At 51.8% G+C, this 17,111-nt stretch carries 11 protein-coding genes and 1 pseudogene; 3 read left to right on the top strand and 9 right to left on the bottom strand.

All coding sequences use genetic code 11. The features are described from left to right. The first annotated feature begins 91 nt into the window (after positions 1-91). A complete protein-coding gene (locus tag ACWGKN_RS17485) occupies positions 92-2,605 on the top strand; it encodes a ubiquitin-conjugating enzyme E2 (RefSeq protein ID WP_452095701.1) in 2,514 nt (837 codons plus the stop codon). A 37-nt stretch (positions 2,606-2,642) separates the two neighbouring features. On the opposite strand, the gene ACWGKN_RS17480 is transcribed toward ACWGKN_RS17485, so the two are convergent. Continuing rightward, positions 2,643-3,614 carry a KpsF/GutQ family sugar-phosphate isomerase gene (locus ACWGKN_RS17480; RefSeq protein WP_035232616.1) on the bottom strand — a complete coding sequence of 324 codons (972 nt, stop codon included), beginning with the start codon at positions 3,612-3,614 and terminating at the stop codon, positions 2,643-2,645. A 428-nt stretch (positions 3,615-4,042) separates the two neighbouring features. On the opposite strand from ACWGKN_RS17480, the gene metK reads away from it, so the two are divergent. Further along, positions 4,043-5,206, top strand: coding sequence for a methionine adenosyltransferase (gene metK, locus ACWGKN_RS17475; RefSeq protein WP_424254731.1), 1,164 nt, complete (start codon positions 4,043-4,045; stop codon positions 5,204-5,206). Positions 5,207-5,251: 45 nt separating this feature from the next. After that, positions 5,252-6,550 (top strand): adenosylhomocysteinase, encoded by a 1,299-nt coding sequence (gene ahcY / locus ACWGKN_RS17470; RefSeq protein WP_035232612.1) that lies wholly within the window; start codon positions 5,252-5,254, stop codon positions 6,548-6,550. A 211-nt stretch (positions 6,551-6,761) separates the two neighbouring features. On the opposite strand, the gene ACWGKN_RS17465 is transcribed toward ahcY, so the two are convergent. The 8 genes and pseudogenes from ACWGKN_RS17465 to dnaG form a co-directional block, all read right to left on the bottom strand. Beyond that, a complete protein-coding gene (locus tag ACWGKN_RS17465; RefSeq protein ID WP_035232627.1) occupies positions 6,762-7,004 on the bottom strand; it encodes a dissimilatory sulfite reductase D family protein in 243 nt (80 codons plus the stop codon). A gap of 88 nt (positions 7,005-7,092) precedes the next feature. After that, complete coding sequence (dsrB, locus tag ACWGKN_RS17460; protein WP_035232610.1) at positions 7,093-8,220, bottom strand: dissimilatory-type sulfite reductase subunit beta; 1,128 nt, start codon at positions 8,218-8,220, stop codon at positions 7,093-7,095. 55 nt (positions 8,221-8,275) lie between these two features. Beyond that, a pseudogene (gene dsrA / locus ACWGKN_RS17455) lies at positions 8,276-9,557 on the bottom strand (dissimilatory-type sulfite reductase subunit alpha). A gap of 273 nt (positions 9,558-9,830) precedes the next feature. Beyond that, positions 9,831-11,414 (bottom strand): glucose-6-phosphate isomerase, encoded by a 1,584-nt coding sequence (locus ACWGKN_RS17450; protein ID WP_424254726.1) that lies wholly within the window; start codon positions 11,412-11,414, stop codon positions 9,831-9,833. A gap of 61 nt (positions 11,415-11,475) precedes the next feature. Continuing rightward, positions 11,476-12,138 (bottom strand): ribulose-phosphate 3-epimerase, encoded by a 663-nt coding sequence (gene rpe / locus ACWGKN_RS17445; RefSeq protein WP_035232606.1) that lies wholly within the window; start codon positions 12,136-12,138, stop codon positions 11,476-11,478. A 68-nt stretch (positions 12,139-12,206) separates the two neighbouring features. Continuing rightward, entirely contained in the window at positions 12,207-13,310 is a 1,104-nt protein-coding gene (gene dprA, locus ACWGKN_RS17440; RefSeq protein ID WP_424254723.1) for a DNA-processing protein DprA, read from the bottom strand. An 85-nt stretch (positions 13,311-13,395) separates the two neighbouring features. Next, positions 13,396-15,045 carry a sigma-70 family RNA polymerase sigma factor gene (locus tag ACWGKN_RS17435; protein WP_424254721.1) on the bottom strand — a complete coding sequence of 550 codons (1,650 nt, stop codon included), beginning with the start codon at positions 15,043-15,045 and terminating at the stop codon, positions 13,396-13,398. Between the two features lie 208 nt (positions 15,046-15,253). Next, the gene (gene dnaG, locus ACWGKN_RS17430; protein WP_424254719.1) at positions 15,254-17,080 is read right to left on the bottom strand and encodes a DNA primase; all 1,827 of its coding nucleotides are present in this window, start codon (positions 17,078-17,080) and stop codon (positions 15,254-15,256) included. Between the last annotated feature and the right edge of the window lie 31 nt (positions 17,081-17,111).

Raw genomic sequence — 17,111 nt, 5'->3', positions numbered from 1 at the left:
TCCGTTTTTTTTTGTGTTATGCAAGGAAGTTGATATACTGCCTGGGCAAATTTGCCTTACCGCATTCAATTCTTCTGGGGAACCGGCCGCCATGGGTGCTGAAACACAGCTGTTGGTTGTGATTTATGAAGAAATCGAGACACATTTTTCCAACCATCCGTTCATCGCCGTCCGACCCGTCAACGGCAGTCCCCCTGACCAGTACGAGGTAACCTATTCCATTCAAGGCATCTGCAAGGATGACAGCGGTCGTCTCCAGCACTCTTCACGTCACGTCGTATCCATTTCAATCCCATTTGGCTTTCCTCACTTTCCTCCTCACTGCAGACCCCTCACTCCAATCTTCCATCCTGATTTTGATCCGGCAGCCATAAGTCTCGGAGAGTTTTGGATCAACGGTCGCTCCATTCCAGATCTCATCGTTTTCATAAGCAGAATGATAAACGGAGAACTGTTTTCAATCGAGAATTCGTTTAACCGGGAAGCCGCAGCATGGTACCGTGACCATGCCGACAGACTCCCCTTTGCCAGACTCGAAGGCCATTCGGCTGCCAACACCGATGCTTCGCTTCCGCGCGAATCCCCAGCCGAACCGATTGAAATCGATATGCTTGAAGATGCAGCCTGCCATCCCGGCCTCTCCGAAATCGGTCTTGTCCGCACCGACCTGTCAGCAAAGACCCAGTCCGACAATGCGGCTGCCAACCTTGCACAGAAACCAGATCCAGAAGTTGATATGGAAACCATCTGGCTCCTGTCTGGGCAGAAACGGTTCTATCAACTACGGAATATCCTGAAAAATTTCACTGGGCACATGACGCTGGATGGGATAGAAGAATTGGTGGATCGGATGAACACATCCATCCATGAAGCCCGTCAAATCCACAGAGAAGGCGAGGAATTCGAACACCGTGGATTTCCGGCAAAGGCCCTTGAGAAATACACTGCCGTCGAGGAACTGGTAAGCGATTTTCCCAAAATCGAGGAAGATATTCGTCGCACCGGGCAAGCCAAGGATCTTCTCGGTGACTGGGTTCAGGGGAAGGAAGATACTCACCCTCAAGAACCAGCCTCGCACACCAGCAAAAGCGGCACGAAGAAGCAAAAGCGCCATTCCGGCGACGCTCCACCAACAGATCGCAGTGAGTCCAAACCCAACCGATTGCAGCTATCGCGAATCAATTTCATGCCTGTCGCGATTTTTGCCGGATTGATGATCATCACCGCACCTCCCGCCTATGTCTACTTCTCCGATACCGGCCGATACAATCGGGCTGAGCAATTATATTCCGAGTGTACAGCCCAATTGAATACCAGGCGATTCAAGGAGGCATCCCAGGACTGCAGTGCCGCACTCAAACTGGCACAGGACATCACGATCATTAAAAAGCAAGAAGGCACTGAGCTGATCGGAAAGATTGATGCTCTTCTCAACTCTGAAGATCTGCGACAGGGGTTGGTGGGCAATATCCTGGTTAACGGCACATACCTTCCCCGATCATTGGCTGATTCCCTAATAAACACCCAGAAAAACATCAAGGAAGGTGATCGGCTGGCTTCCGGCGCGGACTGGGAAAAAGCCATTGAGGTGTATAAAAATGGAATACTCGCCCTTGAAAAAGAACAAAAAATTGACCCGTCAGTCCTGGGTGAGCTCAAGTCGAAACTTCATCGTTCCCAAACCCATCTTTCCATAGAGAAGGGAAATGATACAATGACGAAAAAGGAGTGGCAGAAGGCGATTGATCATTTCAATGACGCGTTAGTTCATCTACAGCCACTCCCTCCTGAAGAACGGAAGGAATTCATGGCTTCCCTGCAGCCACAGCTCAACAGGAGCACCTTCCAACTCCTCAAACAGCAGGGCGACGAGTTGTTTGCCTCCTCCGATTGGACTGGAGCCTTCACATCTTTTCAGGAAGCTATCAGCCTTGGAGGCAAACTCGACCAATCGGAGAGATCCACTCTCAATTCAATCCAGATTGATATCGTCAGGGCCGAACTCTATACCACAATCAAGGAAGGAAAGGCTGCCTTTGCAAACAATGAATGGGACGAGGCGATCAAAAAATTTGCGCGTGCCAGTAAGATCCTGATGGATAATCCAGGATTACTGAATCAGGAAGATGCTGACAGGAACCTGCGTAAATTGTCGAGGATCATGCTTCAGGCTTCAATTATCCGGGATCAGCAGAAAGTGGAAAAACTTATTGCAGAAAAAAGATACACCGAAGCGAGAAAGGATCTTCAACAGATTGCCATGTACATCGATAGCAGCCCGCTGAAATCTGAAAAAGAATTTGAGGCGATTCGTCGAAAAATAAGTGCAACTATCGACACCACCCTGAAGGCACAGGTTATCAGCGATAAGATCTCCTATCTCGAAGATCATTTTCAGGCTATCTTTGCCGAAAACTATTCTGCTGCGCCTCCCGAATCACTCATATCGCCTGTCATCACCTTTATCAAGGAGGAAGACGACAAACTGGTGTTTAAAATGCGATGCACGGAAAATGGCAAAGGAAAACCCTTAAACCTGATAATGTATTACAGTTTTAAAAAAACCACCGGAACATGGGCATTCCACAGTAATACGGACGAATAAGACCGCTATTCAGTGGATGATTGCTCCCTGTCCAGTCCTATACCAGGAAACGAAACTCTCCCTTTCCGAGAAGATTGTGAAGGTGAAGGATCCCAACCAGTTTCCGTTCGCTATCGATTATCGGCAGTACTGTAATTTCATGACGCTGCATGATGGACAAGGCATCTGCAGCCTGCATGTCAGATTCGATGCAGATGGGGTTGGCAGTCATCAATCCACACACCCCGACATCAGATAGACCGACATCTCCCAGTACGTACCTGCGAACATCTCCATCCGTCACGATGCCGACAACATGATCAGACAGATCGACAACCAGGACCGCACCCAGGTTCTTCTCGTTCAGAATCCGAACTGCCTCTGCTGCAGTAAATTCTTGCGTTATTACAGGTATATCTCGCCCTGTAAGCATAACCTGAGATACCCGGACCTTCAAACGTTCTCCAAGACTTCCACCGGGGTGGTTGAATCTAAAATCTTCGGCCTGGAATTTTTTCCTGTTGAGAAGCACCACGGATAAAGCATCTCCCATGGCGAGAGTTGCCGTAGTACTCGCGGTTGGAGCCAGCCCAAGGGGACAAGCTTCCTTCGGCACCGCTATATCCAGTACGACATCAGCAGCCAGGGCAAGCAGTGAATTTTTCCCTCCAGTCATTGCGATGATCTTGTTTCCGCGTTTTTTCATGCTGCTGAGGAGCGCGTTTAATTCGATGGTCTCTCCTGAATACGATATTGCCAATATAACATCTGTAGAGGTAACCATCCCCAGGTCGCCATGCATGGCCTCAACCGGATGAAGAAAAAAGGATGGAGTTCCGGTACTATTCAAAGTTGCCGCTATTTTCTGACCAATGATGCCTGACTTTCCAATCCCGGTTATAATCATTCGGGTTGGACATTCCATTATGAGATCAACAGCACGAAGAAATTCCTGATCGATTTTATCACGTACTGCTGTAAGTCCTTGTACTTCAATGGTAAAAACTTTCCGGGCCTCTTCAATCGACATTATTCAACTGAACCTCGCTCTTCTATCTTGATAAAATCTTGTCAGAATGTTTTTTTTGACCAGCAATTCCATTTTTCGCTTATTGTAATTTGCCTTCGAGGCAGATCATATTACTGTTTTCTGATCATTGTTCAAGCATTGACATCGACTTGCTGTTTGGCGACTGATCGGTATAAAAGGTCTTAATCTGCTTTATTTTCTTGCATATCAGCGACATATCCGGTTTTTCATCACAAAAGGTCCCTTCGTTTTAAATCAAGCTTTTCTTGCCAGTTTAGATTAAAATAGAAATTTTTGAGAAATGAAATACCACTAATTCAATATCCCTTTGCATTTTCCAGAACAACATCCACCACTCACTATCAGAGTACGGTCAAATCCCCCATTGATTCATACACATCCTTCCTCTTTTGCAAACGGAGTTATCCATGTCCAATTACATCTTTACTTCTGAATCAGTCTCCGAAGGCCATCCTGACAAAGTTGCCGATCAGATATCAGATGCAATCCTCGATTCTATTCTGCTCCAGGATCCTCATGCCCGGGTTGCATGTGAAACTATGGTTACCACGGGTATGGCGATCATCGCTGGTGAGATTACAACAACAGCTTGGGTAGATATGCCTGATGTCGTTCGTCAAACCATAAGGGAAATCGGCTACAACTCCTCCGACATGGGGTTCGATTGGCAATCATGTGCTGTTCTGACTTCCATTGACAAGCAGTCAGCCGATATCGCGCAGGGTGTTGATGAAGGCAAAGGACTCGATCTGGACCAGGGTGCAGGAGATCAGGGACTGATGTTCGGGTACGCCTGCAATGAAACCGATGTGCTTATGCCGATGCCTATCTATTACGCCCACCTCTTGACGAAACAACAGGCTGAAATTCGTAAGGCAGGGAAATTGCCATGGTTACGGCCGGATGCAAAAAGCCAGGTTACCATCGAATATGCCGATGGAAGACCGAGGCGTATCGAGGCCGTTGTCTTATCTACCCAGCACGATGATACCATCAGTTATTCAGATTTGAAAGAAGCGGTAATGGAGATGATAATCAAGCCTGTGCTACCGCAGAACATGCTTGACCCCAACACCAAATTCTATATTAATCCGACCGGTCGCTTCGTCATTGGTGGGCCTGTCGGCGATTGCGGAGTTACCGGCAGGAAAATCATCGTCGACACCTATGGCGGTAAAGGCTCCCACGGCGGTGGCGCCTTCTCAGGGAAGGATCCATCGAAAGTCGATCGCTCATCATCGTACATGGGGAGATACGTCGCTAAAAATATCGTCGCTGCCGGGATTGCCTCCGAGGTCGAGGTGCAGATTGCCTATGCCATCGGCATATCAAAACCGGTTTCAGTCAATGTCAACAGCTTCGGAACCGGTAAAATTTCTAACGACACCATTCGAGAGCTGATACTTGAATTTTTTGATCTCCGCCCTAAGGCGATTATTCAGCAGCTCGATCTTCTCCGCCCGATATATCGTCAGACCGCTGCGTATGGTCACTTTGGCAGAGAGGAAGCAAATTTTACCTGGGAGCGGACGGACAAGGCCGATATTCTTCGAGATGCAGCCAAAATCTGAAGCGTACTCATTCATTCCTCAACCATTGATCTTATCAGGTGCCGTATGACTATTTCTACCACGGATTACAAAATTTCGGATATCTCACTTGCTGATTGGGGCAGAAAAGAGATTGCCATAGCCGAAACCGAAATGCCCGGGCTGATTGCCCTTCGCGAGGAATATCGCGGCAAACAACCGCTCGAGGGCGCTCACATCGCCGGATGTTTGCATATGACCATTCAGACAGCGGTTCTCATGGAGACCCTCGTCTCCCTTGGTGCGGAAGTACGGTGGTCCAGTTGTAACATTTTTTCTACCCAGGATCATGCGGCAGCGGCGATGGCAGCTGCCGGTATACCAACGTTTGCTTGGAAAGGAGAAACTGAAGAGGAATTCTGGTGGTGCATCGACCAGACTATATTCGGACCCGATGGTTGGAGGCCGAATATGATTCTCGATGATGGCGGTGATCTTACACTTGTCATGCACACAAAATACCCTGACGAGCTTAGGAATATCCGTGGTATAAGCGAAGAAACAACGACTGGGGTGCATCGCCTTAACGAGATGGCAAAAGCGGACAAGTTGGCATGCCCTGCCTTCAATGTCAATGATTCTGTGACCAAATCGAAGTTCGACAACCTGTATGGATGTCGAGAATCCCTCATTGACGGTATTAAACGCGCCACCGACGTCATGATTGCCGGCAAGAACGCCGTCGTCGTCGGTTACGGTGATGTCGGCAAGGGATGCGCCCAGGCATTGCGTGGGATGGGCGCTACCGTTTTTATCATTGAGATCGACCCTATCTGCGCATTACAGGCAGCAATGGAAGGGTACAAGGTCGTGACGATGGAAGACGCCTGCTCTTATGGAAACATCTTCGTGACATGCACCGGTAATCTCAAAGTGATTACCAGAGAACACATGGAGAAAATGCCCGATCAGGCAATCGTGTGCAATATCGGCCATTTTGATTCAGAGATCGATATTGCTGCCATCCGCAGCCTCCAGTGGGAAAACATCAAGCCTCAGGTCGACCATGTGATCTTCCCCGATGGGAAAAGAATTATCATACTCGCCGAGGGGCGACTCGTTAATCTTGGTTGTGCTACCGGTCATCCCAGTTTTGTCATGAGCAACTCATTTTCCAACCAGGTACTGGCCCAGATCGAACTGTGGCAAAATGCAGAGAGATATGAGAAGAAGGTCTATTTCCTACCGAAAAAACTCGACGAAATGGTTGCGGCGATGCATCTGAAGAAAATCGGGGTGCAATTGACCAGACTAACCCAGGAACAGGCTGATTATATAGGGGTGTCTGTCGATGGTCCCTATAAACCAGAGTATTATCGATATTAGCCGCCCGCATCCACCAAGGTGGTTGCCATTTTTTCCCTGTGCTCTGTACCGTCACATCCCAGGTTTAGCGGTGACAGGGGACAGGGAAAAATCGTTTGCACCACGCGGTATACGCATCCTCTACACAACATCCCTGTTGACTCAAAAAAAATGGGTGAAGAGAATTTTCTCTTCACCCATTTTTTAAATCATCAACGAGTTGAGCAGAAAATCAGATGCCCCCTGATCCTTCCTCGTTTTTAATACGGCTTTTCAATGCATACATCGTGGTCGAACCTGATGACCAGAACATCAATTTCCCTTCTTTCACCAAATCATTGGCAGCGTTTTTGATATCACGGGGTTTGGCCTCAGGATCGCATGCGTAGAAATCCTTCACGTACAGCTGTGGCTTAGGAGATTTCTCACTTTTCTCCAAGATTGCAGCTTTCAGATCATCTTTACTAAGGGCCATGGTAAATCTCCTATTTTTTGGGTACTTAAACAAGCACCAAAAGGTCTGACCGGATTGCTCCAGTCAGACCCTGATTTTCTGCAACTAACTACTTTATATGGCTTGTGTACTTGAACTGCGTACTCGTACGCCAGGTATCGTAGGCCAGACGATAGTCATCGATGCTCTTCTCGGTGAATGGAATTTCACACTCCTCAAAGAACTTCTCCCAGCCAATCCTTTCAGCCCACTCTCCAAGCCGCTCATACTTCTTGGCGCCCTGGGCATAGGCCTCGAGGATCTTCTTAATGGCGGCTACAGTCTCAGGCCACCGGGGAGTTGTATTCGGGAGGAATGGGATAACCAATTTCGAGAACTTCGGCATCGATCTGGAGTTGGAAACCTTACCGCCGACGAGGATGGCGATACCGTCACCCTCGGGGTCTGCCAGAGGCATTGCCGGGCACATGGTGTAGCAGTTACCGCAGAACATACACCGCTCGACATTGACCTGTACCGTTTTGATTTCTTTTCCTTCAACCGTTGCCTTGGCCGGTTTTACAGCGCCCAGCGGACAGGAAGCGATCGCCAGCGGCAGCTCGCAGACACCGGTGATACGGGAATGGTCGATCATCGGCGGTTTACGGTGCACACCGAGGATGGCGATGTCCGATGCATGAACCGCACCGCACATGTTCAGACAGCAGGCCAGGGCAATACGGCACTGGGCCGGCAGGGCCATCGAAGTGAAGTAGTCAAACAACTCATCCATGACGGCCTTGACCACACCAGACGCATCCGTTGCCGGGGTATGGCAGTGGACCCAACCCTGGGTGTGGACGATATTGGTTACACCGGCACCCGTGCCACCAACCGGGAATTTGTTGCCGCGGCTGGCGAGGTCATCGAGCAGAGGCTGAACCTTGGCCTTGTCATCGACCATGAACTCGACGTTGTTCCTGGTGGTGAAACGCAGGTAACCGTCGCAATGCTTGTCAGCGATATCGCAGACCTCGCGAATATACTCAACAGACACCAGGCGGGCCGTTCCACAACGAACCGTATATACCTCTGCACCCGTTTCTGATTTATGCATCAGAACACCCGGCTTCAGGATCTCATGCCACGCCCATTTCCCCTTGTTCTCTTTGATGACCGGTGGATGGAACTGCTCGTAGTAGGGAGGGCCGAGATCCGAGATCCGACCGTCCATTGGTTTATCGGGATTATAACCCATGGTAAGTCTCCTTATATTGATTATGAGATGAAACTTTGATCAAAGCTTGTACTCATCAAGCTGCGTGACGGGCGCGGAATTCCTCAACATTGCGCTCAAAACCACCGGGAACCTCTTCGTCTCTCCAGAAGACATAGGGGTTGGACCGCGGTTCTTTTACATGCTGCGGAATCGGCTCGATGCCCATGACACTCAGGAAGGTCGGCAGACCAACACGCTGCATGGTCTCACCGACACGCTCACGGTTCTTACCGACTTCCATCCACCAATCCCATATTTTCTCAATAAATTCAGTCAATTCTGCAAACTCGTCGTCTGCCGACACCTTGATGAAGGGCAGAATCATCGTGGCAAACTGGGCGCCGTCAAGAATCGGGGCCTTTGCACCGACACAGACCGTAGCACCGGTATCGACACCAGGACGGAGCGCACGCGGCATGACGTTGATACAATGCATGCAACGGGTACATTCCTTGTCATCGATCTTCAGCTCGCCGCCTTCCATCCACATACACTGGGTCGGGCAGAGAGCAACAACCTCTTTCTCGATGTCGAACTTGCCCCAGTCACGGCCGCTGTGGGCGCCTGCATTCGACGGATAGTTGCCTGCGATATATTCCTTGACGGCAGCCTGGTCAATACGGATATTGTCCCTCCAGGTGCCGATTACCGCCACATCGGAACGGGCGATCGCGGCAACACAGTCGTTCGGACAACCGAGAGAATTTGAACTTGAACTTATAGGGGAAGGCCGGACGATGAATCTCATCCTGATACCGCATGGTCAACTGATGGCAGCATTCCTCGGTGTCATAACAGGACCATTCGCAGCGGGACTGGCCAAGGCAGTTGGCCGGGGTTCGGAGGTTGGAGCCGGAGCCGCCCAGATCCTGTCCCATATCATGGGTCAGATCCCAGAACAAGGGCTCCAGATGCTCGGTGCGGGTACCAAGAAGGATGATATCGCCGGTTGAACCATGGAAATTGGTCATACCGGAACCGTGCTTCTCCCACAGGTCCATCATCTGACGCAGATGCTTGGTCGAGTAGTATTTTGAGGCAGGTTGGGCAACACGAACAGTGTGGAAATGTTCAACACCAGGAAACTGTTTCGGCACATCCGAATAACGACCGACGATGCCACCACCGTATCCGAAAACACCTACGATACCACCGTGTTTCCAGTGGGTGATCCTGTCTTTGTACGACAGCTCAAGCTGACCAAGAATATCCCAGCACTCCGGCTTTTTCTCGGCCTGCCGCTTGAGATCGGTAACGAAGCTTGGCCATGGGCCACTCTCCAGTTGATCCAACAAGGGCGTCTCATGCTTTGCCATGAATTCCTCCTTTGAATTTCTGTTTATACTGCAACCTTAACCTCTAAATCCTATCAGCAGTTCTCATTTCCCGGCGAATGAATGGAAACCTCGTGACTCATCCGCCCGGCCTGCTCATCGCTCCGTCACAAGCTGCGAGAAGACAGGAAAAAACTAAGCCTTTGACTATTCATTCAGCAGTCGAGAATATCGTTGTATATCTCGTTTGTCAACAAAAATCACGTCTTCAGGGACGCCTTGAATGAACAACCATTCACCACCATACGCTGTCCGTCAGCCTGTTTTACAGGCGGCTTCCAGCAGTTTCAACTCAAGGCTTTCAGGTTGACTTTGGCCGCCGGTCATACACTCGAGAAAGCGGGTTGCCAACGCCTTGCCCAACTGTACTCCTTCCTGATCAAACGAGTTGATATCCCATGCAAATCCCTGAAAAACAATTTTTGCTTCATACAGAGCAAGCAAGGTTCCCATGACTTCCGGAGTCAAACTGCCTCCAATCAATACAATTGATGGGCGGTTACCTGGAAAATGCTTATTCGGATTTCTGTCCTCCTTTCCCGTTGCCAGGGCGACGGACTGGGCGAGGAGATTGGCGAACAGCTTTTGTTGCGATGAAGTCCCAGCCACCTCCAGGTCTTCTCCCCGCTGGCTCCTGATAAATCCGATAAATTCCACCGGCACGATCTCCGTACCCTGATGCAACAATTGATAGAATGCATGCTGCCCATTCGTGCCGGGTTCTCCCCAGAGCACCGGTCCTGATTTGCCGGCGATTTTCCGTCCATTCCTGTCGATTGATTTGCCGTTGCTCTCCATGTCGCATTGCTGCAGGTGAGCGGGAAATCGATGCAGGGCCTGGCTGTATGGCAGGACTGCGACAGTCGGATAACCAAGATGATTATGATTCCAAATACCGAGTAAGGCCAAAAGGAGGGGAAGATTGCGGCGGATATCGGGCTCTTCGGCCAGAAGATCCATCTCGGCTGCGCCATGCAGAAATTCAACGATTTTCTCATACCCCAGCGAAAATCCAAGCGTCACCAGGCCGACCATCGAGGTGAGGCTGTACCGCCCGCCGATGTAATCATACATGTAAAACGCGCGAAGGTACTGATCGGGATCATCCATCGGACTGCCTTTGCCGGTTACGGCAATGCAGTGATGCCGAGGTTCGATGCCATTTCTCCGTAACGCCTGGCAGACAAGTTTCTCGTTGGCCAAGGTTTCCATGGTGGTGCCACTCTTCGACACAATCACTACAAGCGCTGTCTTCAAAACAACTTTTTCGAGAACAGCCGCGGCATCATCCGGATCGACATTGGAAATAAAATGGATATCCCGGTCCTTTCTACCGAACGCACGAAGAGCTTCGTACACGGCTCGCGGGCCGAGGTCCGACCCTCCTATGCCCACATGGATCAGCGTCCGGAACTTTTCCCCATCGACATTGCAGACTTGACCGGTTTCCACATCGTTCAGGAAATTCTTCAACTTTTCCAACTCGCTCTTTGCCTGGGCAGTGGCAGCGGGTTCAGCCGGATTCTGACAAAATATGTCACGACAGGCCGTATGCAGAACCTGCCTGTTTTCGCTGGGCCATCCTTCGATGCGATTTATCACCACTCCCTTTCGCATCTCCTTGAATTGCTCCACCAGACGGCATTCATCGGCAAGATCCTGCAGGGCAGCCAACACCTCATCGGTTACCCGCTGCATCGAATAGAGCATCCTCAATGATCCCGCCCGGCAAACATATCTTTCAAGTCGCCCCGCCGCGGTCAAAGCATCCGGCGCCGTCAAGTCATAAGGCCGCTCGGCGAGTTGCTGCAGCCGTTTTCCGGCGGTAGTTTCATACATGCCGCAGTATCCCTTTCCCATAGTCGCCCACTCCTCAGATTCCCCCCCTGGCTGATCACACTCAGATTTCTGCGAGTCTTCTCAATTCGGCAATGGTAGCCGCGTAATCATTGCTGCCGAACACCGCCGAACCGGCCACGAAAATATTGGCTCCGGCCTCAACGACATCGGCAATAGTCTTGCTGCTTATCCCGCCATCGATCTCTATATCCACCTCGATCCCCAAGGCCTCGATGCGTTGTCGAAGTTTTCTGATTTTTTCCAAGCAGGAGAGGATAAACGACTGCCCTCCAAAGCCAGGATTGACCGACATCAGCATCACCAGGTCGATTTCCTCAAGGATATAATCCAGAGTGGACAGCGAAGTCGCAGGATTCAGCACGACACCGGCCCTCTTGCCGAGGTCCTTGATCCTGGAGACCGTCCGGTGCAAATGATGTCCGGTTTCAACATGCACCGTTATCCAGTCGGCACCGGCATCCGCAAACGCCTCAATATACGAGTCAGGATCTGAAATCATCAGATGGACATCGAGTTCTTTGGTGGTGACCGCCTTGGCTGCTTTAACAACGAGCGGCCCGAGGGTGATGTTGGGAACAAAATGCCCATCCATCACGTCGATATGGATAATGTCGGCCCCGGCCTGATCAACCGCCCGGATCTCATCACCCAGGCGAGTAAAATCGGCCGAAAGGATCGACGGGGCTATCAGTATCCGTCCCATCTCGCATTCCTTTTTGATCACAATTGATTGATCTGTTGACGCCGGACCTGACCCGGCTCCGGCCTCGTTCACATATCTCCGGGAGACAGTTTCCTGACGGCATCGCCCGGCAGCATCTCAATGAGCCCCTCCAGTTCGAGCAGGAGGAGGAGCTGATTGAGTCTGGCGGCAGTCAGCCCTGAATCGCTGCACAGCCGCTCGCGTCCCTGTGGGTAGGGTTCGATATGCTGGAGCAGTTGGAGCGCATCCGGATCAACGGTACAGGAGTGGATATCGACAGCCTTCCCGCTTTCACTGCCGGAATTATTTGCCAGATCCAACTCCTCCAGCACGTCACGAGCAGATTGTACCAACTTTGCTCCCTCTTTCAACAACCAATGCGTTCCTTCACTCTTGAAGGAATCCACTTGTCCGGGGACGGCGAAGACCTCCCGGCCGGATTCAAGGGCCATCTGCGCGGTAATAAGGGATCCCGATTTCTTTGCCGCCTCAACGACAAGGACACCTAGGCTCAAGCCGGCAATAATCCTGTTTCTTGCTGGAAAGCGGAACCCCTCCGGAGTCGTCCCGAGGGGGTATTCAGTGACCAGCAGCCCGGACTGACCAATCTGTTCATAGAGACGGCGGTTCTGTATGGGATAGATAACGTCGAGGCCGCAGCCAAGGACGGCGATCGTCTCTCCCCCGGCGGAGAGCGCCCCGGCATGGGCCTCGGCATCGATGCCCAGCGCCATGCCTGATACGATGGTGAGAGAGGGAGCAAGATCGGCGGCAAGCGAACGTGCCGTTCTCCGGCCATAGGCCGTCGAGGCCCGGGAGCCGACGATCGCGAGACAGCTGCGGTGCAACAGTTCCTTGCGACCGCGAACAAACAGAACGGGAGGGGGGTCCGCTATCTGGCGAAGGAGCTCGGGATAGGCCGGATCGCCGAAGTCAACGGCGAGACAGCCCTTTTTCAGGAGCAACTCGAGCTCAGTACTGCCGCGTCGCCGCAACGCCTCGGGACAGGCCAGCGCCCCGACCTGCCGTGGCTGGATCCCAGGGACTTTGAGGAGCTTCGTTTGGCCTACGGCAAGGACCAGCTCAGGGCTGCCAAAATGTTCGACAAGACGCCAGAAACCGGTAAGGCCCAGGCCGGGTGCCAGGCAAAGACTGATCCAATCAAGGACCATAGACCATCCTCTTTTATCTGAATCGGCGTTCTTCGTACGGTTTGAGATGGCCCTTCAGTATCACGGGCCAAGGGTGCTCGAAGCATTAATCGGTCATAAAGACCCGAAGCTCTTCAATCCTCGAAGGGTGTTTCAGCTTGGCGATGGCCTGCGCTTCAATCTGCCTGATTCGCTCTCTGGTCACGGCGAAACACCTGCCGACTTCTTCCAGGGTGTGATCGCAATCGGCGTTGATGCCGTACCGCATCCGAAGGACCTTGGCCTCACGCGGAGTGAGGGAGGACATCACCTGGCTCAGGCATTCCCGCAAACTCGACACCATTGATACCTCATGGGGACCGGGGCGTTCACTGTCTTCTATGAAATCGCCGAGGTAGGTCTCGCCATCGTCCCCGACCGGGGTGTCGAGGGAGATGGCATCCTTGGCAATTTTCAGTGCCGACTTGACCTTGGAGACCTCGGTACCGAGCTGCTCAGCCATCTCTTCCGGGGTAGGTTCCCGGTGTTCCTCCAACAGAAAATCCTTCGATACCCTGAGAAGACGGTTGATTGTTTCGATCATGTGCACCGGTAGACGGATCGTCCGTCCCTGGTCGGCGATGCCGCGGGTGATCGACTGCCTGATCCACCAGGTGGCGTATGTACTGAATTTATATCCCCGATGATAATCGAACTTTTCCACGGCCTTCATCAAGCCGATATTTCCTTCCTGGATGAGATCGGAAAACTGGAGGCCGCGATTGGCGAATTTTTTCGATACGGATATAACCAGACGCAGGTTGGCCCGAACCAGGGCCTCCTTGGCGTATTTGGCCATATCCCTTCCCGCCTCGATCTCGTAGAGGGCCAGTTTCAGACTCTTGTGGTCAATACCGGACTGACGGAGGAGTTGCATGTCCACCAGTTCCTCAATTTCATGGGAGTTCAGTTCGGCGGTCGGGGAGATCGACTCAATGTCCCGCACGCTCATCAACTCGACAAAGACCTTGCGGAATCGCCTCGACAAGTCTTCAAGACCAGCGGCTACAGCGTTGACACATTCAGAGCAGACAATCCAGTTATGGAACAGTTTGACGATTTTTTCGCCGATTGTCTCAACCTCCCTCTGAAGCTCAGCAAATTTAGCCACCCCTGGGGTAACAGTCAGCATCTCCTGCAGCATCTGGGTTCTTTGTCTATCCAGATCAACCGCGGTATCGACACTCTCGAGGAAGGCCTTGCTCTCCCTCTCAACCAGTTCAGCCTGATCTTCAGGTACACTGTTGATGATACTACATATTTTCTCTTTATTTGTTCTGAGATCTTTCGCCACCTCGATCAATGCAGGTATGGCAAGGGGGGTCTTGAATGCGGCACTCTGTATTCTCCGCTTCCCCTCTTCCATCATCTTCGCCAGTTTCAACTCCTCTTCATGACTGAGCAAGGTCAGTGAGCCCATTTCGCGAAGGTAGATGTTCATCGGATCGATGGAGTGCGCCCCATCCTTGCTGGTCCCTCGTGAAGTACGGCGGCGATCACTTTTCCTGCGCCCGGAAAAAGGGGTGTCTTGAGGGTCTCCCGACGCCGCTGCCCCGCCATCTGAATAATCTTCAGCCAGTTCAATAGGGATGACTTCATCATCGGCCTTATATATCCCGGTGAGTTCGTAGATCGATGCATCATCATCGATGGCAAAAAAATCATCGTCTAAATCAAACCGGTTCCGATTCTCAAAGTCTCGTTCATTCGAAGCCATGCGATTTCTCCCACCACTAACCACGATTTGGCATACTTGCAGCCAAGGGACATCCAGCCGGTAATCCGCTCCCCTATGGCATATACATAATCAATAAGATCGTATTATTCAATCACACCATGTGATACCAGGATAAATAAAAACCAATGTCAAGTCCTCTTTTTCTTCCTTTACGCAGGTGGGTCGAGGGGCCAGGATAGAACAGATTTCAGCGCTCCACGCCCTGCAATTGACGGTCGACCTCCTGTTTTTCCACCATCAGGAGCTGTAACATTTTGATATCGCCATGCCGCTGCGACGTAAGAATTTTTTGTTGCAATTCCATAGATTTTTTCCGCAGCACCTGATTCCGCAGCCAGCTGAGCAGGTCTTCGAGCTCTTCTTCGGGAGAAGTCGGGAAGACCGGGTCCCCGGATTGCCCGGAGGCTTTCATCAAGAGATCCGCAACAAGGGCCCGCTCCGCACCTTCCGGAAGCAGGGAGAGCAGTTCCTCGGGCTCGATTTGATCCTTCCGGACAAATATCGCCTGCATCTGGAGAAAAAGAACCTCTCCCACCGTGCCGGCAAGAAAATCACGTAATCCGGTTGACTCGAGATTTTTGAAATATTGGGGATGAAGCACCATGAAACTGACAAGATGCCGCTGTGATCCTGATAGCGATGCGCCCTTTTCGATTTCCGGGTTACCGGTTGCTCGTTCGAACGATTGTTCACGGCGTTGTCCGCCTGCCCCGGTCTTGGCTTTCCAGGACGATTCCATCTGTCCTGCCGGCAGTCCGAGCTTTTCACTGAAATGGGCCAGGACCACGGAGCGCTGCAATGGTGACACGGCCGCCTCAGCGATGGGTTTCAGCTCCTGCATGATCTTCAGCTTTCCGTCAAGAGTCAGGCCATGTTCACGTATCAGTGACTCAAGGACGAATTCCGGGAGTGGCTCGGCCTTCTCAACTATACTCCTGAGCGCATCGGCCCCTTCCTGACGAACATAGGTATCCGGATCGTGACCGACAGGCAGAATGGCGATCCGACCGGCCATCTGCTCTGCAAACAAAAGCGGCACCGCCCGCATCGCCGCTTTCTGGCCGGCTGAATCCCCATCAAAGAGCAGAATCACTTCTTCAGCGAAGCGATGGAGCAGACGCAGCTGCTCCCGGGTCAGGGCGGTTCCGAGCGGGGCCACGACGTTGCCCATCCCCTGTTCCACGAGCGAGATCAGATCGAAATTTCCCTCGACCACAATGGCCTGCCGCAGCCGCCGGATGAACTCACCCTGCTGAAACAGCCCGAGCAGGGCCCGACTCTTATTGAACACCGGACTCTCGGGTGAATTCATATACTTGGGCTGTCCATCGCCGAGGATCCGGCCGCCGAAACCGATCACCCGGCCCCGGATGTCCAGAATCGGAAAGAGGATCCTGTCACGGAAGCGGTCATAGCAACCGCCATTGTCCTTTTTGACCAGCAGGCCCAGTTCTTCAGCGATACGCCTCTCTTCGGCCGGCAGCTGCCGGACAAGAAAGTCCCAGCCGGCACCGTCAACGGAAGGGGCATAGCCGATCCTGTATCGATCCCGGACAGCGGTGCTCACCCCCCGCCTCTCGAGATACTCGCGGGCCGTAGCAGCTCCTGGTGATTCCAGCAGATATCGACCGTAGATCTGAGCACACCTGTCGTTGACCGCGAACATGGCCTGACGTTTTCTGGCCAGTTTTTCCTCGGCTTCGGAGCGGGGCTTCTCCGGCAGGGCAATCTGGTATCTGGCGGCAAGTTCTTTCAAGGCGGCAGGAAAGTCGAGGTTGTGGTACTTCATCATGAAGGTGAAGACATCGCCGGATTCGCCGCAACCGAAACAGTGGAAGAACTGCTGCCCCGGATGCACCGTAAACGATGGAGTTTTCTCTCCATGAAAAGGACAGAGGCCGAGGAACCTGGTACCGCTTTTTTTCAAGTCGACACACTCACCGATAATCTTGACGATATCCGCCTGATCCTTGATCTGTGCAGCGATGTCTTCCCGGGACTCCTGAGGTTTCATTTCGTTTTCCAAAATGGGTGATGATTCTCGG

Source organism: Desulfoprunum sp. (assembly GCF_053613775.1).
The sequence above is the reverse complement of the archived record's forward strand: the minus strand, read 5'-3'. Positions and strand labels throughout refer to the sequence as shown.